At 72.1% G+C, this 20907-nt stretch carries 17 protein-coding genes; 12 read left to right on the top strand and 5 right to left on the bottom strand.

Features of this window, described 5'->3' with window-relative positions; all coding sequences use genetic code 11:
- The 4 genes from ABD308_RS09330 to ABD308_RS09345 form a co-directional block, all read right to left on the bottom strand.
- A partial coding sequence (locus ABD308_RS09330; RefSeq protein ID WP_344330653.1) for a hypothetical protein occupies positions 1-867 on the bottom strand: 867 nt, incomplete at its 3' end.
- A 12-nt stretch (positions 868-879) separates the two neighbouring features.
- Positions 880-1635: an ABC transporter ATP-binding protein gene (locus ABD308_RS09335; RefSeq protein ID WP_344330655.1), complete on the bottom strand. Its 756-nt coding sequence runs from the start codon at positions 1633-1635 to the stop codon at positions 880-882.
- 245 nt (positions 1636-1880) lie between these two features.
- Entirely contained in the window at positions 1881-3275 is a 1395-nt protein-coding gene (locus ABD308_RS09340; protein ID WP_344330657.1) for an aspartate aminotransferase family protein, read from the bottom strand.
- On the bottom strand, positions 3272-3763 hold the full coding sequence (locus ABD308_RS09345) for an Lrp/AsnC family transcriptional regulator (protein WP_344330660.1): 492 nt from the start codon (positions 3761-3763) through the stop codon (positions 3272-3274). The genes ABD308_RS09340 and ABD308_RS09345 overlap by 4 nt, the downstream gene beginning before the upstream one ends.
- A 235-nt stretch (positions 3764-3998) precedes the next feature.
- On the opposite strand from ABD308_RS09345, the gene ABD308_RS09350 reads away from it, so the two are divergent.
- The 3 genes from ABD308_RS09350 (at position 3999) to ABD308_RS09360 (ending at position 8259) form a co-directional block, all read left to right on the top strand.
- The gene (locus tag ABD308_RS09350) at positions 3999-5492 is read left to right on the top strand and encodes a gamma-aminobutyraldehyde dehydrogenase (RefSeq protein ID WP_344330663.1); all 1494 of its coding nucleotides are present in this window, start codon (positions 3999-4001) and stop codon (positions 5490-5492) included.
- 134 nt (positions 5493-5626) lie between these two features.
- Positions 5627-6985: an aspartate aminotransferase family protein gene (locus tag ABD308_RS09355; RefSeq protein ID WP_344330665.1), complete on the top strand. Its 1359-nt coding sequence runs from the start codon at positions 5627-5629 to the stop codon at positions 6983-6985.
- Positions 6986-7056: 71 nt separating this feature from the next.
- Positions 7057-8259, top strand: a complete 1203-nt coding sequence (locus tag ABD308_RS09360) for a polyamine ABC transporter substrate-binding protein (RefSeq protein ID WP_344330667.1) — start codon at positions 7057-7059, stop codon at positions 8257-8259.
- A 22-nt stretch (positions 8260-8281) separates the two neighbouring features.
- Here the strand turns inward: ABD308_RS09360 and ABD308_RS09365 are convergent, their stop codons facing one another.
- On the bottom strand, positions 8282-9931 hold the full coding sequence (locus tag ABD308_RS09365; RefSeq protein WP_344330669.1) for a PucR family transcriptional regulator: 1650 nt from the start codon (positions 9929-9931) through the stop codon (positions 8282-8284).
- A gap of 382 nt (positions 9932-10313) precedes the next feature.
- Here ABD308_RS09365 and ABD308_RS09370 point away from each other — a divergent pair, with 382 nt between their 5' ends.
- The 9 genes from ABD308_RS09370 (at position 10314) to ABD308_RS09410 (ending at position 20640) form a co-directional block, all read left to right on the top strand.
- On the top strand, positions 10314-11825 hold the full coding sequence (locus ABD308_RS09370) for a gamma-aminobutyraldehyde dehydrogenase (RefSeq protein WP_344330671.1): 1512 nt from the start codon (positions 10314-10316) through the stop codon (positions 11823-11825).
- 50 nt (positions 11826-11875) lie between these two features.
- On the top strand, positions 11876-13132 hold the full coding sequence (locus ABD308_RS09375) for an ABC transporter substrate-binding protein (protein ID WP_344330673.1): 1257 nt from the start codon (positions 11876-11878) through the stop codon (positions 13130-13132).
- Between the two features lie 39 nt (positions 13133-13171).
- A complete protein-coding gene (locus ABD308_RS09380) occupies positions 13172-14314 on the top strand; it encodes an ABC transporter ATP-binding protein (RefSeq protein ID WP_344330675.1) in 1143 nt (380 codons plus the stop codon).
- Positions 14311-15240 carry an ABC transporter permease gene (locus ABD308_RS09385; RefSeq protein ID WP_344330677.1) on the top strand — a complete coding sequence of 310 codons (930 nt, stop codon included), beginning with the start codon at positions 14311-14313 and terminating at the stop codon, positions 15238-15240. Before ABD308_RS09380 ends, ABD308_RS09385 begins: the two co-directional genes overlap by 4 nt.
- Complete coding sequence (locus tag ABD308_RS09390) at positions 15240-16043, top strand: ABC transporter permease (protein WP_344330679.1); 804 nt, start codon at positions 15240-15242, stop codon at positions 16041-16043. The genes ABD308_RS09385 and ABD308_RS09390 overlap by 1 nt, the downstream gene beginning before the upstream one ends.
- 80 nt (positions 16044-16123) lie before the next feature.
- Positions 16124-17518 carry an NAD(P)/FAD-dependent oxidoreductase gene (locus tag ABD308_RS09395; RefSeq protein WP_344330680.1) on the top strand — a complete coding sequence of 465 codons (1395 nt, stop codon included), beginning with the start codon at positions 16124-16126 and terminating at the stop codon, positions 17516-17518.
- 141 nt (positions 17519-17659) lie between these two features.
- Positions 17660-18091 carry a hypothetical protein gene (locus tag ABD308_RS09400; protein WP_344330682.1) on the top strand — a complete coding sequence of 144 codons (432 nt, stop codon included), beginning with the start codon at positions 17660-17662 and terminating at the stop codon, positions 18089-18091.
- A gap of 79 nt (positions 18092-18170) precedes the next feature.
- Entirely contained in the window at positions 18171-18947 is a 777-nt protein-coding gene (locus ABD308_RS09405) for a hypothetical protein (RefSeq protein ID WP_344330684.1), read from the top strand.
- 169 nt (positions 18948-19116) lie between these two features.
- Complete coding sequence (locus tag ABD308_RS09410; protein ID WP_344330685.1) at positions 19117-20640, top strand: CoA-acylating methylmalonate-semialdehyde dehydrogenase; 1524 nt, start codon at positions 19117-19119, stop codon at positions 20638-20640.
- Positions 20641-20907 lie beyond the last annotated feature (267 nt).

Here is a 20907-nt window from a genome sequence, read left to right on the forward strand (position 1 = left end):
CCGGGCGCCCGGGGTGAGCCCGCCCGCCGGCGCCCCGAGCCGGCGTGCCTGCGCGGTGAGGCCGCGTCCGGCGAGCAGTCGCAGCGGGGTCGGCCGGCCGAGCGCCAGCAGCCGGCCGGCCCAGGCGAGCAGCGGGCCGGTGAGCAGGGCGAGGCCGAGCGCGGAGGCGGCCCATCCGCCGAGCGCGGCGGTGCTGGTGGTGCCGAGCCCGGCCGGCAGGTGGATCGGGCGGCCGTCGGCCGCGGCGCCGGGGCGCAGCGCGATGAGTTCCAGGGCGAGGCCGATGACGGCGAGGCCGATCGGCAGCGCGAGCCGCCACGGACCGAAGCCGGTCGGCTCGGGCCGGGGGCGGCCGGGCAGCGTCTCGGCGTGCGGGACGGCGCCGGTCGCGGCCAGGCCGGCGGTGAGCGGGACGAGCGCGAGCAGCGCGACCGGGGCGGCGGCCGGCAGGGCCACTCCCATGCCGAGTTCGTCGGCGAGCTCGGGGCCGGCGATGTCGTTGCGCAGGACCAGGAAGAGCAGCAGGGGGAGCCCGGCGCCGGCGCCGCAGGCGAGCGCGACCTCGCCGGCGATCAGGGCGCGGATCCGGCGGGCCCCGGCCCCGGCGGTGGTGAGGCCGGTGATCCGTTCGGCCCGCCGGGCGGGCAGGGCGCGGGCGGCGACGGCGGCGAACCAGGCGACCGCGGCCAGCGGCGGCAGGCACCAGAGCAGCCGGACGAGCGCGTCGGTTCCGGCGTGCGGGTCGCTCATCGCCCGGCCGAGGGCGCGCAGCAGGAAGGCGGCGACGATCGAGCCGGCCAGCGCGGTCAGCAGCCAGCGGCCGAGGTCGAGGGCCCGGTAGCCCCGGGCCAGGCGGAGGTAGAACACGACGGTCCCCCCTCAGCGGCCGGCGGCGGGGACGGCGGTGACCCCGGCCTGTCCGGGGGCGGCGGGGCCGCGCGGCACGGGCGCGGCCGGGCCGGTGAGGCGTCCGTCGACGAGGGCGACGGCGCGGTCCGCGTACCGGACGAGCTCGGGGTCGTGGGTGGCCAGCACGAGGGTGAGCTGGTGGGAGCGGGCCGCGCTGGTCAGTATCCGCAGGACCTGCTCGGCGGTCTCGCGGTGCAGTGGCGCGGTGGGGTCGTCGGCGAAGACGACCGGGGGCAGTGGGGCGAGGGCCCGGGCGACGGCGATCCGCTGGCGCTGGCTCTGCACCAGCCGGTCGGGCCGGACCTTGGCGAGGTCGCCGATGTCCAGGCGGTCCAGCCATTCGTCGGCGGCGGAGTGGGCGGCCTTGCCGCCGGCGCCGGCCAGCAGCAGCGGCAGGGCGACGTTCTCCCGGGCGGTCAGTTCGGGCACCAGGTGCGGTTCGGAGCCGACGAAGCCGAAGCGGTCGCGGCGCAGCCGTTCCCGGCCGGCCCTGCCGAGGGTGTGCACGGGGGCGCTGTTGAACCAGACCTCGCCCTCGTCGACCGGGAGCAGTGCGGAGAGGCAGCCGAGCAGGGTGCTCTTGCCGGAGCCGCGCGGGCCGGTGACGGCGAGGACCTCGCCCTCCCGGACCCCGAGCGAGACGCCGCGCAGTGCGGGGGTCCCGTGATGGGACTTGACGATCCCCCGGGCCCACAGCACGTCGTTGTCAGGAGGGGCCGCTGCCATGAGGTTCCGTCCTGGGGGGCCGCAGGGATATGACAGTCGTCAGATTAGAACGATCGGGCCTGGGCGCGGGCGCGGCACACTGCTCCATCCGGGGCAAATCACCCGCAATCAGGCGTGTTTGATCCGAAGAGCGGTGCGAAATCCGGGGAATCCTGGGAACGCCGGGGAACGCCGGGGAACGCCGCAGGGCGGCCCCGCCGAAGCGGGACCGCCCTGTGACGGAGGGTGGGAGAAAAGCCGAAGGGTCAGAGCTTCGCCCACGCGTCGGTGAGGCTGGTCCGCAGGATCTGCTCGATCTCGTCGAAGGTCGACTGGTCGGAGATCAGCGGCGGGGCCAGCTGGATGACCGGGTCGCCACGGTCGTCGGCGCGGCAGTACAGGCCGTTGTCGAAGAGGGCCTTCGACAGGAAGCCGTAGAGGACGCGCTCGACCTCCTCGTCGTTGAAGGACTCCTTGGTGACCTTGTCCTTCACGAGCTCGATGCCGTAGAAGTAGCCGTTGCCGCGGACGTCGCCGACGATCGGCAGGTCGCGCAGCTTGCTCAGGGTGCCGAGGAACGCGGCCTCGTTGTCGAGCACGTGCTGGTTCAGGCCCTCGCGCTCGAAGATGTCGAGGTTGGCCAGCGCCACCGCGGAGGAGACCGGGTGGCCACCGAAGGTGTAGCCGTGCAGGAAGGTGTTGTCACCCTTGTAGAACGGCTCGGCGATGCGGTCCGAGATGATCGTGGCGCCGATCGGGGAGTAGCCCGAGGTCATGCCCTTGGCGCAGGTGATCATGTCCGGCTGGTAGCCGAACTTGTCGGCGCCGAACATGGTGCCCAGGCGGCCGAAGGCGCAGATGACCTCGTCCGAGACCAGCAGCACGTCATGGCGGTCGCAGATCTCGCGCAGGCGCTGGAAGTACCCGGGCGGCGGCGGGAAGCAGCCACCGGCGTTCTGCACCGGCTCGACGAAGACGGCGGCGACGGTCTCGGCGCCCTCGTTGAGGATGGCCACCTCGATCTCGTCGGCGCACCAGCGGCCGTAGGCCTCGGGGTCGACCGTGCCGTCGGGGCCCTGGAGGAAGGCCGGGGCACGGTAGATGTTGGTGTTCGGGGCCTTGTGGGTGCCCGGCACCAGCGGCTCGAACGGGGCCTTCAGGCCCGGCAGGCCGGTGATGGACAGCGCGCCCTGCGGGGTGCCGTGGTAGGCGACGGCGCGGGAGATGACCTTGTACTTGGTCGGCTTGCCGATCAGCTTGAAGTACTGCTTGGCGAGCTTCCAGGCGGTCTCGACGGCCTCGCCGCCACCGGTGGAGAAGAAGACCTTGTTCAGGTCGCCCGGGGCGTAGTTGGCCAGGCGCTCGGCCAGCTCGACGGCCTTCGGGTGGGCGTAGCTCCACACCGGGAAGAAGGCGAGCTCCTTGGCCTGCTTGGCGGCGGCCTCGGCGAGCTCCTCACGGCCGTGGCCGGCCTGGACGACGAACAGGCCGGCGAGGCCGTCGAGGTACTTGCGTCCCTTGTCGTCCCAGACGTAGGTGCCCTCGCCCTTGACGATCGTCGGCACGGGGGAGTTCTCGTACGACGACATGCGGGTGAAGTGCATCCACAGGTGGTCGTAGGCGGTCTTGGAAAGGTCCTTCTGCGCCGGGTCGGCTGTCATCGGGTGCCCCAGGTGTAGGTCTGTTTCCGGAGCTTCAGGTAAACGAAGCTCTCGGTGCTCCGCACGCCGGGAAGCGCGCGGATGCGCTTGTTGATCAGTTCGAGCAGGTGCTCGTCGTCCTCGCAGACCAGTTCGGCCAGGAGGTCGAACGAGCCCGCGGTGCAGACGACGTAGTCGACCTCGTCGAGGGCGGCCAGCGCGTCGGCGACGGGTTCGATGTCGCCCTCGACCCGGATTCCGACCATCGCCTGGCGGGTGAAGCCGACGGTGAGCGGGTCCGTGACGGCGACGATCTGCATCACGCCCTGGTCGAGCAGCTTCTGGACGCGCTGCCGCACGGCCGCCTCGGACAGGCCGACGGCCTTGCCGATGGCGGCGTACGGGCGGCGCCCGTCCTCCTGGAGCTGCTCGATGATCGCCTTGGAGGCGGCGTCGAGGGGAACGCTGGCGTTCCGGTCGCGGTTGGCCACGCCGCCACTGTGCCCCATCGGCCCCGTGTTCGCAAGCGTGGAAGCTGCTGATTTCGTCGCGATCTTGGAAAACCCATGCGGATTTCATCGTCGTCGCGCCGTCAGCCTGTCGATACCGGCAGTTGTCGAGCTACCCTGGCTGCGGTACGCGCGCGGCCCCGCCGAGCCGCGCTCATTCCGCCAAACCAGTGGACCGCGGCACTTGCGGCGCGGCCACTCGGCGCCCTTCGTCGGCCGGACCGGCCGACGTACCATGGCGCCGGATTCTGCAACGCCGCAGGCCGAGACCGAGGAGAGACCCGTGAGCGACCTTCGCACGCTGCGCAACTACATCAACGGTGAGTTCGTCGATGCGGCCGACGGCCGCACGCTCGACATCGTCGACCCCACCACCGGCGAGGTCTACGCGACGTCCCCGCTGTCCGGCGCCTCCGACGTGGACGCCGCCATGGACGCCGCCGCGGCCGCGTTCCCGATCTGGCGGGACACCACCCCGAGCACCCGGCAGAAGGTGCTGCTCAAGATCGCCGACGCGGTCGAGACCCGCGCCGACGAGCTGGTGGACGCCGAGTGTCGCAACACGGGCAAGCCGCGGGCGCTGACCCTCTCCGAGGAGATCGGCCCGATGGTCGACCAGATCCGGTTCTTCGCCGGTGCCGCCCGCCTGCTGGAGGGCAAGGCCGCCGGTGAGTACATGGACGGCATGACCTCGATCGTCCGCCGTGAGCCGGTCGGCGTCTGCGCCCAGGTCGCGCCGTGGAACTACCCGATGATGATGGCGGTCTGGAAGTTCGCCCCGGCCATCGCCGCCGGCAACACCGTGGTGCTGAAGCCCTCCGACACCACCCCGGCCTCCACCGTGCTGCTGGCCGAGATCATCGGCGGCGTGCTCAACGAGCTGGAGCTGCCGGCCGGCGTCTTCAACGTGATCTGCGGTGACCGCGAGACCGGCCGTCTGATGGTCGAGCACAGGATCCCCGCGATGGCCTCCATCACCGGCTCGGTGCGCGCCGGCATCCAGGTCGCCGAGTCCGCCTCCAAGGACGTCAAGCGCGTCCACCTGGAGCTGGGCGGCAAGGCCCCGGTCGTGGTCTTCGAGGACGCCGACATCGCCGAGGCCGTCGAGGGCATCTCGGTCGCGGGCTTCTTCAACGCCGGCCAGGACTGCACCGCCGCCACCCGCGTGCTGGTGCACGAGTCGATCCACGACGCCTTCGTCGAGGCGCTCGCCAAGGCCGCCGCCGAGACCAGGACCGGCGGCGTGGACGACGAGGACGTGCTCTACGGCCCGCTGAACAACGCCAACCAGCTGAAGCAGGTCTCCGGCTTCATCGAGCGCCTGCCGGAGCACGCCAAGGTCGAGGCCGGCGGCCACCGGGTCGGCGACAAGGGCTTCTTCTACGCCCCGACCGTCGTGTCCGGCCTGCGGCAGGACGACGAGATCATCCAGAACGAGGTCTTCGGCCCGGTCATCACCGTGCAGCGCTTCACCGACGAGGACCAGGCCGTCGGCTACGCCAACGGCGTGGAGTTCGCGCTGGCCTCCTCGGTGTGGACCAAGGACCACGCCCGCGCCATGCGGATGTCGCGCCGCCTGGACTTCGGCTGCGTCTGGATCAACACCCACATCCCGCTGGTCGCCGAGATGCCGCACGGCGGCTTCAAGAAGTCGGGCTACGGCAAGGACCTGTCCTCCTACGGCTTCGAGGACTACACCCGCGTCAAGCACGTGATGACTGCGATCTGATGATCGCGTGATCTGACCATGGGCCCGGGTCCTCGTGACCCGGGCCCATGGTCTTTGCACCCTGTCGGCGGTTGACACGACCGGCTGACAGGATGGACCTGCACGTCGGCCCGACGAATCCCTAGCCTTGCCGCATGAGCATCCCCACCGCTGACTCAGCCGCCGGCCAGGCCGTCAAGGCCGCCGACCGCGCGCACGTCTTCCACTCGTGGTCCGCCCAGGCGCTGATCGACCCCCTCGCGGTGGCCGGCGCCGAGGGCTCGTACTTCTGGGACTACGAGGGCAACCGCTACCTCGACTTCTCCTCCCAGCTGGTCAACACCAACATCGGCCACCAGCACCCCAAAGTGGTCGCGGCGATCCAGGAGCAGGCGGCGAAGCTCTGCACCATCGCCCCGGGTTTCGCGGTCGAGTCGCGCAGCGAGGCCGCCCGGCTAATCGCCGAGCGCACTCCGGGCGACCTCGACAAGATCTTCTTCACCAACGGCGGCGCCGAGGCCAACGAGAACGCCATCCGGCTGGCCCGGCTGCACACCGGCCGGCAGAAGGTGCTCTCCACCTACCGCTCGTACCACGGCGCCACCGCCAACGCGATCGCGCTGACCGGTGACCCCCGCCGCTGGGCCAACGAGACCGGCGTCTCCGGCATCGTGCACTTCTGGGGCCCCTACCCGTACCGCTCCAACTTCCACGCCGAGAACGAGGCGCAGGAGTGCGAGCGCGCGCTGGCCCACCTTGAGCAGATCCTCGCCTTCGAGGGCCCCGGCACCGTCGCGGCGATCATCCTGGAGACCGTGGTCGGCACCGCCGGCATCCTGGTCCCGCCGCCCGGCTACCTGGCCGGCGTCCGGGAGATCTGCGACCGCTACGGCATCGTCTTCATCCTCGACGAGGTGATGGCCGGCTTCGGCCGCACCGGCGAGTGGTTCGCCGCCGACCACTGGGGCGTCACCCCCGACCTGCTCACCTTCGCCAAGGGCGTCAACTCGGGCTACGTCCCGCTCGGCGGCGTGGCGATCAACGCGGAGATCGCCGCCACCTTCGCCGAGCGGCCGTTCCCCGGCGGCCTCACCTACTCCGGCCACCCGCTGGCCTGCGCCTCCGCGGTGGCCACCATCAACACGATGGCCGAGGAGGGCATCGTCGAGAACGCCAGGCACATCGGCGAGACCGTGCTCGGCCCCGGCCTGCGCGAGCTGGCCGAGCGCCACCCGTCGGTCGGCGAGGTGCGCGGGCTCGGCGTGTTCTGGGCGCTCGACCTGGTCCGGGACCGCGCCACCCGCGAGCCGCTGGTGCCGTACAACGCGGCCGGCGCCGCCAACGCGCCGATGGCCGAGCTGGCCGCCGCCTGCAAGCGGCGCGGGCTGTGGCCGTTCGTCAACATGAACCGCTTCCACGTCGTCCCGCCGTGCACCGTCACCGAGGAGGAGGCGAAGACCGGCCTCGCCGTCCTCGACGAGGTGCTGTCGCTGACCGACGCGCACACCGTCTGACACCCCGACCGGACGGCCCCGGGCGCTCCCCCCGTGCGCCCGGGGCCGTTCCACGCCCCGGAGGCCCCACCATGCCCAGCACCACCCAGACCCGCCGCCCGAGCGGGGCCCGCCGGCCGAGCCGCCGCCGGGTGCTCGGCGCCACCGCCGGGCTGTTCGGCACCGCCGCCCTGACCGGCTGCGGCATCCCGTCCGCCTACGTGGACGAGGACCGCCGCGCCGCCCCCGACCGGTCGGAGGGCGAGAAGCGGCTGGGCTTCTCCAACTGGACCCAGTACATCGACGTCGACGACGACGGCGGGCGCCCGACGCTCGACGACTTCACCGAGCGGACCGGCGTCAAGGTCACCTACACCGAGGACATCAACGACAACGACGAGTTCTTCGGCAAGATGGGCCCGGTGCTCACCCAGGGCACCGACCCCGGGCGCGACCTCATGGTGGTCAGCGACTGGATGGTCGGCCGGTACATCGGGCTCGGCTGGGTGCAGGCCCTGGACCGGGCCAACCTGCCCAACGTCACGGCGCGGCTCGACCCTCAGCTCGCCGACCCGGCGGTCGACCCCGGGCGCCGGCACAGCGTGCCCTGGCAGTCCGGGATCACCGGCATCGCCTACAACCGCAAGGAGCTCGGCCGCGAGCTGAAGTCCGTCTCCGACCTCTGGGCCCCCGACCTGAAGGGCCGGGTCACCCTGTTCGCCGGCCTGGACGAGGCGCTCGGCCTGCTGATGCTCTCGCACGGCGCCGACATCACGGCCTTCACCGAGGACGACGCGCACCGGGCGATGGACCTGGTGCAGCGGATGGTCGACGGCCGGCACGTCCGCCGGTTCACCGGCAACGACTACACCAGCGACCTGGCCTCCGGCGCCGCGCTGGCCTGCCAGGCGTACTCCGGCGACGCCGTCCAGCTGACGGCCGAGAACCCGGACATCGCCTTCGTGGTGCCCGAGGAGGGCGGCGAGCTCTGGGCGGAGAGCCTGCTGATCCCCAACCGGGCCGCGCACAAGCGCAACGCGGAGCTGCTGATCGACCACTACTACCAGCCCGAGGTGGCCGCCGAGCTGGCCTCCGCCGTGCAGTACATCTGCCCGGTGCCGGCCGCCCGCGAGGTGCTGGCGGCCAGCGGGGACCGGGAGAAGGCCGAGCTGGCGGAGCACCCGCTGGTCTTCCCGACCGAGGAGATGCGCGGCCGGCTGCGCACCATGCGCGACGTCACCTCCGCCGAGCGGCCCGGCCTGCACAAGGTGTGGAGCCGGATCACCGGCGTCTAGGAGGCGCCCCCCGACGGTCCGGCTACCGGCGTACGGCGTCCAGCGCGAGCAGGGCGACGTGCAGGGAGAGGCAGGACTCGACCTGGTCGAGGTCGACCCCGAGGATCCGCTCGACCTTGTGCAGCCGGTCGTAGAAGGACGGCCGGGACAGGTGCGCGGCGTCCGCGGCGGCGGACTTGTTCCGACCCTGCTCCAGGTAGATCCGCAGCATCCGCACCAGCTGGCCGTTGTGCTCGGCGTCGAAGGCGAGCAGCGGGCCCAGCTCCCGTTCGACGTAGGTCTGCAGCCGGGCGTCGTCGCGCAGCAGGTGCAGCAGACCGCGCAGCCGTACGTCGGGCAGCCGGTAGTACGACGCGGTCCGGCCACCGGGCCCGTCGTGCAGCGCGGCGTCGGCGACCTGGGTGGCCTCCAGCAGGGTGCGCCGGGCGTCGCGGACCGAGCCGACCGAGGAGCCGACCGCGACCACCGGCGCCGGCGCGGCCGGGTCCCGGGCCGCCTCGGCGGCCAGCCGGCGCAGCGCCGCGCCGAAGGCGTCCAGCGCGGAGTGCTCGTCCTGCTGGGGGCCGAGCGTGATCAGCACGCCGACGCCCTCGTCGTCCAGCGCGCCGACCAGCGCGGAGAGCCGGCAGGCGCGCACGGCGCTCGCCGCCAGTTCGGTGAAGTCGCGCAGCCGGGCCTGCGCCTCCAGGGCGGCCGGGATCGGTCCGCGCCGCTGGCGCAGCACCGCGCCGACCAGCCGTCTGCCCTCCAGCGGGACGCCGAGCGCCTGGGCGCGCAGCGCCACCTCGGAGACGGTCAGCGCGTGGGTGAGGATGCCGGAGAGCAGGGTGCGGTGGGTCTGCCGTTCCAGGCTCTCCCGGTCGCGGACCACCAGCCGGTTGAGCGCCAGCGCGGAGGCGCCGCGCTCCAGCAGCATCGTGAACGGGTGCGGACCGCCCTCCGGCTGCGGCCCGGGCTCCTGCACCAGCACCAGCCGTCCCCAGTCCTGGCCGCGGGCGCCGACCGTGGTGACCAGCCAGCCGCTGCGCGGGTCGTGGCCGGTGCGCCCGGGCGGGCGGACCCCGCGTGAGCGGCGCTCCCAGTCCTCCAGCAGCTCGGCCTCGGGCCGCCCGGCGGGGTCGTGGGCGAGCACCTGGTGGGCGAGGTTCTCCAGGACGACCGGGGCGCCCGCGATCCGGGCCACCTGGCGGACCACCTCGGCCGGTTCGGCGCCCTCCACGACCAGCTCGTTGAAGACCTGGTGGATCGCCTCGGAGGTGCGCAGCTGCTCCAGCTGGGCGTTGACCACCAAGGCGTGCACCGCCTCGGTGACGGCGACGAAGCGCAGTTCGCGGCGGAGCGCGATCAGCGGCAGGCCGCGCTGCTCGGCGGCGTGCACCAGGGCGCGCGGCAGGGTGTCGAAGTAGCGCCGGCCGAACTCGATGACCAGCCCGGCCACCCCGATGTCGGCGAGCTCGCGCACGTACCGGGCCAGGCCCTCGCGGTCCTCCGGCAGCGCGATGCCGGTGCTCAGCACCAGCTCGCCGCCCCGCAGCATGCCCGCGACGTCGGGCAGCTCGCTGACGTGCACCCAGCGCACCGGGCGTTCCAGGTGATCGGCGCCGGCCACCACCTGCGGCAGGCCGCGGCGCATCACCTCCAGGTCGAGCACACGGGCGACGGTGGGGAGCATCGCGGCCTCCAGGGTTCAGAGTGTCAGGGAAATCATCCATCCCGGCGACGACCTGTCGCCCTGCCCGTAGCCTTGCACCCTGTAAGGCGCTTCATGTCGAGATTGTCGCAGTGACCCTTGTCACGCCCCGGCGACAGCAGGCATGGTCAGCGGGTCGGCAGTGGCGAGTTCCGGGCATCACCGGTGATCAACCGGCTGGACGCCCCGCCCGCACCCGCGCCCCCGCGCCCGGTCCGAGCAGGCCCGACCGGCCCGACCGGTCGGTTCGGCCGGACCGGTCGGACGGCCCCAGTGCGGGGCCTCGGCCGCCGACGCGTGCAGCATGGCGGGGCCGGCGCGGCCGTCCGTGCGGCACACGAACCACCGGGATTTGGAGGAAGACATGGACCTGACCGACTTCGGCGCGGGCGCGCAGTACATCGGGGGCCGGTGGAGCCGGGGGAGCGGAGCCCCCTTCCAGGTCGTCAACCCGGCCGACGGCGGCGTCGTCGAGGAGGTCGCCCTGGCCTCCACCGGGCAGGTCGACGAGGCCGTGGCCGCCGCCCGGGCCGCCCTGCCCGAGTGGGCCGGCGCCACCCCCGGTGCCCGGTCCGAGGCGCTGACCCGGCTGGCCGCCGTCCTCACCGACGCGGCCGCCGACCTCGCCCGGGTCGAGACCGCGCAGACCGGCAAGCCGATCAAGCTCTCCACCGAGTTCGACGTCCCCGGCACCATCGACAACGCCGCCTTCTTCGCCGGGGCCGCCCGCAACCTGGAGGGCAAGGCGGCGGGCGAGTACTCGGGCGACCACACCTCCTACGTGCGGCGCGAGGCGATCGGCGTGGTCGGCTCCATCTCACCCTGGAACTACCCGCTGCAGATGGCCGCCTGGAAGGTCCTGCCGGCGATCGCGGCCGGCAACACCATCGTCCTCAAGCCGGCCGAGCTGACCCCGCTCACCTCGCTGATGTTCGCCCGGGCCTGCACCCTGGCCGGCATCCCGGACGGCGTGGTCAACGTGGTCACCGGCGCGGGTCGGACCGCGGGCGAGCACCTGGTCTCCCACCCGGACGTCGCGATGGTCTCCTTCACCGGCTCCACCGCGGTCGGCAAGCGGGTCGCCGAACTCGCCACCGCGACCGTCAAGCGCACCCACCTGGAACTCGGCGGCAAGGCCCCGTTCGTGGTCTTCGACGACGCCGACCTGGACGCCGCCGTGCACGGCGCGGTCGCCGCCTCGCTGATCAACGGCGGCCAGGACTGCACCGCCGCCACCCGCGCCTACGTCCAGCGCCCGCTCTACGACGCCTTCGTGGCCGGCGTCGCCGAGCTGTACGACGCCATCCGGATCGGCGACCCGCTCGACCCGCGGACCGACCTCGGCCCGCTGGTCTCCTTCACCCACCGCGACCGGGTGGCCGGCTTCGTCGAGCGCGCCCGCGGCTACGCGACCGTGGTCACCGGCGGCGCCGCCCCCGAGAAGGGCCACGACGGCACCGACCTCACCCGCGGCGCCTACCACCGCCCCACCCTGATCACCGGCGCGGCCCAGGACAGCGAGGTCGTCCAGGGCGAGATCTTCGGCCCGGTCCTGGTCGTGCTGCCCTTCGACGGTGACGACGAGGGACTGCGGCTGGCCAACGACACCCCCTACGGCCTGGCCGCCTCGGCCTGGACCGGAAATGTGCACCGCTCGCTGCGCGCCACCCGGGAGATCGCGGCGGGCTGCGTATGGGTCAACGACCACATCCCGATCATCAGCGAGATGCCGCACGGCGGCTACAAGTCCTCCGGCTACGGCAAGGACATGTCGCAGTACTCGCTGGACGAATACACCCAGGTCAAGCACGTCATGTTCGACACCACCGCGGTCGCCCGCAAGGACTGGCACCGCACCGTCTTCGGAGACAGATAACCGGACCGGGTGGTCCCCCACACCCCCTTCGCCCCCAGGAGGCCCGTTCCATGGCGTTCAACGAGCTCACCGACGGACTGTCGGAACCGGTCCGCAAGGCCTGGGAACGCAGTCTGACCAGTGGCCGGGCCGCCCTCAGCCGGCGCTCCGTGCTGCGCGCCGCCGCCCTCACCGCCGGCGCGGGCTCGCTGGCCGCCTGCGGCATCCCGCCGGCCAGGACCGTCAACGGGACCGGCGACTCCACCGCGAACGCCGCCAAGGACCTCTCGGAGAGCGAGCGGGAGGTGAACTTCTCCAACTGGCCGCTCTACATCGACACCGACGAGAACGACAAGGAGAAGCACGGCACCCTGGAGGCCTTCACGGCCGCCACCGGGATCAAGGTCAAGTACACCGAGGACGTCAACGACAACGTCGAGTTCTTCGGCAAGGTCAAGCCTCAGCTCGCGGCCGGCCAGGACACCGGCCGCGACCTGATGGTGCTCACCGACTGGATGGCCGCCCGGATGATCCGCCTCGGCTGGGCGCAGAAGCTCAACCAGGCCAACGTCACCACCGCCATCACCACCATCGACTCCCGCTTCCGCGCCCCGGACTGGGACCCGGGCCGGCTCTACAGCTACCCGTGGGCCGGCATCCAGGTGGTCGTCGCCTACAACCGGAAGGCCACCAAGGGGAAGGAGGTCACCAGCGTCGCCCAGCTGCTGGAGGACCCCGACCTCAAGGGACGGGTGACCTTCCTCTCCGAGATGCGCGACAGCGTCGGCATCACCCTGCTGGACATGGGCAAGGACCCGGCGAAGTTCACCGCCGACGACTACGGGGCCGCCGTCGCCCGGCTGCAGAAGGCCGTCGACAACAAGCAGATCCGCCGCTTCACCGGCAACGACTACGGCCAGGAGCTCTCCTCCGGCGACATCGCCGCCTGCGTCGCCTGGGGCGGCGACCTCATCCAGCTGCGCGCCGACAACCCCGACATCGAGTTCGTCATTCCCGAGAAGGGCTTCGTGAGCAGCACCGACAACCTGCTGATCCCGGCGAAGGCCCAGCACAAGACGAACGCCGAAAAGCTGATCGACTTCTACTACCAGCCGAAGATCGCGGCGCAGCTGACCGCGGGCATCGGCTTCGTCTCCGCCGTCACCGGCATGCCGGAGGAACTGGCCGCCGTCGACCCCGACAGCGCGGCCAACCCGCTGGTCGTCCCCACCCCCGAGATGGCGGCCAAGGCGCACGTCTTCCGGACCCTCACCGAGGCCGAGGAGAGCGACTTCGAGGAGAAGTTCTCCAAGCTCATAGGCGCCTGACCCCCCTTGACGGCAGAGAAAACCAGAGAGACACCACCCATGACAGAGCAGCAGAGCTCCGCGGCCGCCGGCGGCGACGTCCGCCTCACCGGCATCGGCAAGACCTACGGCTCCTTCACCGCCGTCCACCCGCTGGACCTGACCGTTCCCCGGGGTTCCTTCTTCGCCCTGCTCGGCGCCTCCGGCTGCGGCAAGACCACCACCCTGCGGATGATCGCCGGCCTGGAGGAGCCCACCACCGGCACCGTCCTGATCGGCGACCAGGACGTCACCCGGCTCCCCCCGTACAAGCGGCCGGTGAACACCGTCTTCCAGAGCTACGCCCTCTTCCCGCACCTCGACATCTTCGAGAACGTCGCCTTCGGCCTGCGCCGCCGCGGCCGCAAGGACGTCAAGAAGCAGGTCGACGAGATGCTCGACCTGGTCGAACTCGGCCCGTACGCCCGCCGCAAGCCGCACCAGCTCTCCGGCGGCCAGCAGCAGCGCGTCGCCGTCGCCCGGGCGCTCATCAACCACCCCCGGGTGCTGCTCCTCGACGAGCCGCTCGGCGCCCTCGACCTCAAGCTCCGCCGTCAGATGCAGCTGGAGCTCAAGCGGATCCAGACCGAGGTCGGCATCACCTTCGTGCACGTCACCCACGACCAGGAGGAGGCCATGACCATGGCCGACACCATCGCGGTGATGAACGGCGGCCGGGTCGAACAGCTCGGCGCCCCCGCCGAGCTCTACGAGAACCCCGCCACCACCTTCGTGGCCAACTTCCTCGGCCAGTCCAACCTGCTGGCCGCCGAGGTCACCGGCGGCGCCGGCGAGCACCTGCTGCTCACCGCCGCCGGTACCCGGCTCACCGTCCCCAGGGCCCGCTGCGCCACCGGCGCCACCCGGGTCCACCTGGGCGTGCGGCCCGAGAAGATCACCATCGAGCACGGCTCCGCCGAGGTCGCCGACGGCCGCAACCGGCTCGCCGGCACCGTCGTCGACTCCAGCTTCATCGGCGTCTCCACCCAGTACCTGGTCCGCACCGACGGCGGCCAGGAGGTCACCGTCTTCGAGCAGAACATGGAGCGCGACGCCCGGATCGTCCCCGGCGCCCCCGTCGTCCTGCACTGGAACCCGGCCCACTCCTTCGCCCTGGACGCCGCCCAGGCGATCGACGCGGGCACCGGGGAGGCCGCCGCATGACCGCCACCACCCCGGCCGCGCCACCGCAGGTCGTCCCCCTCCCCGAGGCCGCCCCCAGGTCCCGGCGCCGGCTCACCCCGTACTGGCTGCTGCTGCCCGGCATCGCCTGGCTGGCCGTCTTCTTCGCGGTCCCGATGGTCTACCAGGCCTCCACCTCGCTGCAGACCGGCTCGCTGGAGGAGGGCTTCCGGGTCACCTGGCACCTCGCCACCTACTGGGACGCCCTGGTCGAGTACAAGTGGCACTTCCTCCGCTCGTTCGGCTACGCCGCCACCGCCACCGTGCTCTGCCTCGCCATCGGCTACCCGCTCGCCTACACCATCGCCTTCAAGGTGGGCCGGCGCTGGCGCAACGTGCTGCTGATCCTGGTCATCGCGCCGTTCTTCACCAGCTTCCTGATCCGCACCCTCGCCTGGAAGACCATCCTCTCGGACGGCGGCCCGGTGGTCGGCGCGCTCGACGCCCTGCACGTCCTCGACGTCACCGCCGCCCTCGGCCTCACCGAGGGGGACCGGGTGCTCGCCACCCCGCTCGCCGTGGTCTGCGGCCTCACCTACAACTTCCTGCCATTCATGATCCTGCCGCTGTACACCTCGCTGGAGCGGATCGACCCGCGCCTGCACGAGGCCGCCGGCGACCTCTACGCCCGCCCGTTCACCACCTTCCGCAAGGTGACCTTCCCGATCTCGCTGCCCGGCGTGGTCGCCGGCACCCTGCTCACCTTCATCCCCGCCTCCGGCGACTACATCAACGCCCAGCTGCTGGGCTCGCCGAGCGAGCAGATGGTCGGCAACGGCATCCAGAAGCAGTTCCTGAACGTGCTCGACTACCCCACCGCGGCCGCGCTGAGCTTCATCCTGATGGCCCTGATCCTGGGCATCGTGACGGTCTACATGCGCAAGGCCGGGACGGAGGAACTGGTCTGATGTCCCGAGTGACCGCCTGGATCCGCCGCAACCTGGTGGTGCTGGCCGGCCTGCTGGCCCTCGCCTACCTGGTGCTCCCCAACCTCGTCGTGCTGGCCTTCTCGTTCAACAAGCCGGTCGGCAAGTTCAACTACGAGTGGAACGAGTTCTCCACCGACGCCTGGACCGACCCCTGCGGCGTGGCCGACATGTGCCAGTCGCTCTCGCTCAGCCTGCGGATCGCGGTGGCCGCCACCATCGGCGCCACCGTGCTCGGCACCCTGGTCGCCTTCGCGCTGGCCCGTTACCGCTTCCGGGGCAAGGCCGCCACCAGTGCGATGATCTTCCTGCCGATGGCGATGCCCGAGGTCGTGATGGCCGCCTCGCTGGGCACCCTCTTCCTCAACATGCGCATCCCCTTCGGCTTCACCACCATCCTCATCGCGCACATCATGTTCTGCCTCAGCTTCGTGGTGACGGCGGTCAAGGCCCGCGTGATGAGCATGGACCCGAGGCTCGAACAGGCCGCCCAGGACCTCTACGCCACCCCCACCCAGACCTTCCTGCGGATCACCCTGCCGCTCGCCGCCCCCGGCATCGCGGCCGGCGCGCTGCTCAGCTTCGCGCTCTCCTTCGACGACTTCATCATCACCCAGTTCAACTCGGGCCCGACCACGGTCACCTTCCCGATGTTCGTCTGGGGCGCCTCGCAGCGCGGCATCCCGGTCCAGGTGAACGTCATCGGCACCGCGATGTTCATCGCCGCCGTCACGCTCACCGTGGCCGGCCAGTGGCTCGGGAACCGCCGCAAGGCCACCGCCTGACCGACCCGGCCGCCCACCCGGCGTACTGTCGGAAGGCGGCCGAACACCACCACCAATGTGTAGAAAGTGGCTGATAATGCATGGACTCCGCCCGCGCACTCAGTGACGCCAGGCCCACCCCCTTCTGGCTTGAGGACCCGGGCCGGCCGGCGGCGCTGCCCACCCTGGTCGGCGACACCCGCTGCGACCTGCTGGTCGTCGGCGGCGGCTACTCCGGCCTCTGGACCGCCCTCATCGCCAAGGAGCGCGACCCCGCCCTGGACGTCGTCCTGGTCGAGGGCCAGGAAGTGGGCTGGGCCGCGTCCGGGCGCAACGGCGGATTCTGCGCGGCCAGCCTCACCCACGGCTTCGGCAACGGCCTGCAGCGCTGGCCCTCCGAACTCGGCCGGCTGGAGCGTCTCGGCGTCGCCAACCTGGACGGCATCGAGGCCGCCCTGGAGCGCCACGGCATCGACGCCGAGTGGGAGCGCACCGGCGAGATCGACATCGCCACCCAGCCGCACCAGCTCGACGAACTGCAGGAGATGGCCGAGGCCGTCAGCCGCTACGGCCTCGACATCACCGTCCTCGACCGCGACGAGCTGCGCGCCCAGGTCGACTCCCCGACCTTCCTCGGCGGAGTCTGGGACAAGGACGGCGTGGCCATGGTCCACCCCGCCAAGCTGGCCTGGGGCCTCAAGGAGGCCTGCCTGCGCCAGGGCGTGCGGATCTACGAGCACACCCCGGCGAGCGCCCTGCGCGAGCACGGCGCGGGCATGGCCGTGCGCACCCCCTACGGACGGGTCCTCGCCGGCAAGGTCGCGCTCGGCACCAACGCCTTCCCGTCCCTGCTCAAGCGGGTCCGCCCGTACATCGTCCCGGTGTACGACTACGCGCTGATGACCGAGCCGCTCAGCGCCGAGCAGCTCGCGTCCATCGGCTGGCACGGCCGCCAGGGACTCAGCGACAGCGCCAACAAGTTCCACTACTTCCGGCTCTCCGCCGACAACCGGATCCTCTGGGGCGGCTACGACGCCGTCTACCGCTTCGGCGGGCAGGTCCGGCACGAGTACGACCAGCGGCCGGAGACCTTCAGCACCCTGGCGCGGAACTTCTTCCAGTGCTTCCCCCAGCTGGAAGGCCTCCGCTTCACCAACGCCTGGGGCGGCGCGATCGACACCTGCACCAGGTTCTCCGCCTTCTTCGACACCGCCCACCAGGGCAAGGTCGCCTACGCCGCCGGCTTCACCGGCCTCGGCGTCGGCGCCACCCGGTTCGGTGCCGAGGTCATGCTCGACCTGCTCGCGGGGGAGCGCACCGAGCGCACCGAACTGGAGATGGTCCGCCGCAAGCCGCTGCCGTTCCCGCCCGAGCCGGTCCGCTGGGCCGGCATCGAGATCACCACCCGCTCGCTGGAGCACGCCGACCGCACCGGCGGACGGCGCAACCTCTGGCTGCGCACCCTCGACCGGATGGGGCTCGGCTTCGACAGCTGAACCCCGGCCGCCGAGGTCCCGGGAGTGGTGACCGCGCGAACCGTGTAAGAGAGACCCGCCGTCCGCCTCTCGTTGGTGACGGCGGGTCTCAGCGTGTCCCGCCGCCACCGAACGCACCGACACGCAGAGCGGGGACACCACATGGAGATCACCGGACTGGACTGGCTGGCCCGAACCGCACCCGACCCGGCGGCCCTCCGGGAGCAGTGGGAACGCACCGGCCCCGGTCTGGTGCTGCTCCCCGCCGGGCGGCACTGGGACGTCCTCTCCGTCCCCGGCCGGCTCGGCCGCCCGGCCGTCGACCTCCTCGGCACCGGAGCCCGCGGGCCGGTGCTCGCCGACTTCGGCGACGAGTACATCGGCTTCCTGGTGCCCGCCGGCACCGCCGCCCGCTGGATCGGCACCGGCGTGCGCTGCGCGGGGGAGGGCACCTGGATCGTCGTCCCCCATCCCGACCGCCGCAGCCGGGGCGTGCGCTGGCTCGTCCCGCCCGACGGCACGGGCCGGCTCAACGACCCGGTCCGCCTGGAACTCGCCCTGCACGAGGCGGCCGCCGAACTCGGCGACTGGTGACGGCGCCGCCCGTCCCGCCGGTCCCGCCCGTGCCGGTCCGCCGGGCGCGCCGTCGCCGGCGGCGGGCCAGACTGGAGGGGTGACCACCGCCCCCGACGCCGTCGGCCCGTCCCTCCACCCGGGCCCGGCCCAGCTGCGCCTCGTCGAACTGGCCCGGCCCGTGTGCGAGCGGCACGGGCTCGCCCTCGCCGGTGGGCACGCGCTGCGCGCCCACGGCGTGCCGGCCTGCGACCAGGACGGACTCACGCTGGTGGCCGCCGGTGCCACCGACCTGCCGAGAGCCGCAGCCGACCTGGCCACCGCCTACCGCGCGGCGGGCGGCGGCGTCGCGGAGCGCCCCGGCACACCCCGGCTGGAGCAGCTGTCGGTCCGGCTCGTCCTGGGCGGACGGGCGCACACCGTCGAACTGCGCAAGGAGCCACTGGGCCACCGTCCGGCCCGGATCGACCTCGACGGGCCGGACGGCACCCCGCTCGCGGTGGCCGTCGTCGCCCTGGAGGACGCCGCCGCGCTCACCACCGCGCTGCTCGTCGACCGTGCCCTGCCCCGCGACCTGATCGACGCGCACGCGCTCACCGCCTGCTACCGCGAGGGCGAACTGCTCGCCCTGGCCGCCGGGCTGGACACCGAGTTCCAGCCCACCGCGCTCGCCGAGCGGCTGGAGACACTGGCCGAGGCCGCCGACGGCCGGTTCCGGACCCGCGGCCTGCCCGCCGAGGAGATCGAGGGCCTGAAGCGGTGGGCGCTGGCCTGGGCCCAGGACCTCCGGCTGGACCTGCTGGAGACCCAGGAGGCGGCGGACGGCCTGCACGACCCCTATCTGGAGGACCAGGAGGACGCGGCCGACGACCTGTAAGGCTGAATCCACGATCACCGTCAGCCTGTTCGTTGAGACCGCCGGGACCGGCCAGCAGACTGGACGGTGAGCGCGGTAGCCCCGTGACCCCGCCGCCCGTCCCGAACGGGTGGCGCCACACCAGGGACCGGTGGCGTCAGGCCGCCCGGACTTCGGAGGCAGACGGACCTTGAGCAAGCACATCACCCACTGGATCGGCGGCCGGCCGGTCGCCACCGCCGGTGCCGCGCCCCGCCGCGGTGACATCTTCGACCCGGCCACCGGCCAGGTCACGGGCCAGGTCGACTTCGCGGAGGTCGTCGAGGTCGACCAGGCGGTCGCCGCCGCCGCCTCGGCCTTCACCGAGTGGCGCGCCACCTCGGTCGCCAAGCGCGCCACGGTGCTCTTCGCCTTCCGCGAGCTGCTCAACGCCCGCAAGGATGAGCTGGCGTCGATCATCGTCGCCGAGCACGGCAAGGTGCACTCGGACGCGCTCGGCGAGATCGCCCGCGGCCTGGAGGTCGTCGAGTACGCCTGCGGCATCCCGCAGCTGCTCAAGGGCGGCTACACCGAGCAGGCCTCCACCGGCGTCGACGTCTACTCGATCCGCCAGCCGCTCGGCCCGGTCGCGATCATCTCGCCGTTCAACTTCCCGGCCATGGTGCCGATGTGGTTCTTCCCGATCGCCGTCGCGGCCGGCAACACCGTCGTCGTCAAGCCGTCGGAGAAGGACCCGTCCGCCGCCAACTTCCTCGCCGAGCTGTGGAAGGAGGCCGGTCTGCCCGACGGCGTCTTCAACGTCGTGCACGGCGACAAGGTCGCGGTGGACCGCCTGCTGGAGCACCCCGACATCAAGTCGGTCAGCTTCGTCGGCTCCACCCCGATCGCCCGCTACGTGTACGAGACCGGCACGCGCTACGGCAAGCGTGTCCAGGCCCTCGGCGGCGCCAAGAACCACATGCTGGTCCTGCCCGACGCCGACCTCGACCTGAGCGCCGACGCCGCCGTCAACGCCGGCTTCGGCGCGGCCGGCGAGCGCTGCATGGCCGTCTCGGTCCTGGTCGCCGTCGACCCGATCGGCGACGAGCTGGTCGAGAAGATCAAGCAGCGGATGGCCACCCTGACCGTCGGCCCCGGCTGCAACGGCGAGTCCGAGATGGGCCCGCTGGTCACCGGCCAGCACCGCGACAAGGTCACCTCCTACGTGGAGTCCGGCCTCGCCGACGGCGCCGAGCTGGCCGTCGACGGCCGCAAGCACCCGGTCACCGCCGAGGACCGCGACGGCACGCCCACCGCGGACGGCTTCTGGCTCGGCCCCACGCTGTTCGACCACGTGAAGCCCGGCATGTCCGTCTACACCGACGAGATCTTCGGCCCGGTGCTCTCCGTGGTGCGGGTCGCCTCCTACGAGGAGGGCCTCGCCCTCATCAACGCCAACCCGTACGGCAACGGCACCGCCATCTTCACCAACGACGGCGGCGCGGCCCGGCGCTTCCAGTACGAGGTCGAGGTCGGCATGGTCGGCATCAACGTGCCGATCCCGGTCCCGGTCGCCTACTACTCCTTCGGCGGCTGGAAGGCCTCGCTGTTCGGCGACACCCACGCCTACGGCCAGGACGGCGTGCAGTTCTTCACCCGCGGCAAGGCGGTCACCCAGCGCTGGCTGGACCCGTCGCACGGCGGCATCAACCTCGGCTTCCCGACCAACAGCTGACTCCCGCACGACCCCAGGCCGGCCCGCGAACCCGCGGGCCGGCCTGCGGCGTGTCCGGGAGTTTGCCCGGCGTTTGCCTTCGGCCGGGAACCGGCGTAGTGTTCCCTAGTCGCTCGACAGGGAGCACCGGACACGCATCGGCGCGGACGGTCCCGGAGCGGCCAATCTCTGGAAATACCAATGCCACCCCGCCTGGGGTTTATTCGGCGTGTGCATTTTCGGGGATTGCGGCCGGATTCGCTTTTCGGAGCGGGGATCGGCTACAGT

Source organism: Kitasatospora putterlickiae, from assembly GCF_039527695.1.
Taxonomy (GTDB): domain Bacteria; phylum Actinomycetota; class Actinomycetes; order Streptomycetales; family Streptomycetaceae; genus Kitasatospora; species Kitasatospora putterlickiae.

Coding starts and splice junctions, on each gene's coding strand:
- ABD308_RS09335 (WP_344330655.1), bottom strand. CDS start 1,635: ATGGCAGCGGCCCCTCCTGACAACGACGTGCTGTGGGCCCGGGGGATC.
- ABD308_RS09340 (WP_344330657.1), bottom strand. CDS start 3,275: ATGACAGCCGACCCGGCGCAGAAGGACCTTTCCAAGACCGCCTACGAC.
- ABD308_RS09345 (WP_344330660.1), bottom strand. CDS start 3,763: ATGGGGCACAGTGGCGGCGTGGCCAACCGCGACCGGAACGCCAGCGTT.
- ABD308_RS09350 (WP_344330663.1), top strand. CDS start 3,999: ATGGCGCCGGATTCTGCAACGCCGCAGGCCGAGACCGAGGAGAGACCC.
- ABD308_RS09355 (WP_344330665.1), top strand. CDS start 5,627: ATGAGCATCCCCACCGCTGACTCAGCCGCCGGCCAGGCCGTCAAGGCC.
- ABD308_RS09360 (WP_344330667.1), top strand. CDS start 7,057: ATGCCCAGCACCACCCAGACCCGCCGCCCGAGCGGGGCCCGCCGGCCG.
- ABD308_RS09365 (WP_344330669.1), bottom strand. CDS start 9,931: ATGCTCCCCACCGTCGCCCGTGTGCTCGACCTGGAGGTGATGCGCCGC.
- ABD308_RS09370 (WP_344330671.1), top strand. CDS start 10,314: ATGGACCTGACCGACTTCGGCGCGGGCGCGCAGTACATCGGGGGCCGG.
- ABD308_RS09375 (WP_344330673.1), top strand. CDS start 11,876: ATGGCGTTCAACGAGCTCACCGACGGACTGTCGGAACCGGTCCGCAAG.
- ABD308_RS09380 (WP_344330675.1), top strand. CDS start 13,172: ATGACAGAGCAGCAGAGCTCCGCGGCCGCCGGCGGCGACGTCCGCCTC.
- ABD308_RS09385 (WP_344330677.1), top strand. CDS start 14,311: ATGACCGCCACCACCCCGGCCGCGCCACCGCAGGTCGTCCCCCTCCCC.
- ABD308_RS09390 (WP_344330679.1), top strand. CDS start 15,240: ATGTCCCGAGTGACCGCCTGGATCCGCCGCAACCTGGTGGTGCTGGCC.
- ABD308_RS09395 (WP_344330680.1), top strand. CDS start 16,124: ATGGACTCCGCCCGCGCACTCAGTGACGCCAGGCCCACCCCCTTCTGG.
- ABD308_RS09400 (WP_344330682.1), top strand. CDS start 17,660: ATGGAGATCACCGGACTGGACTGGCTGGCCCGAACCGCACCCGACCCG.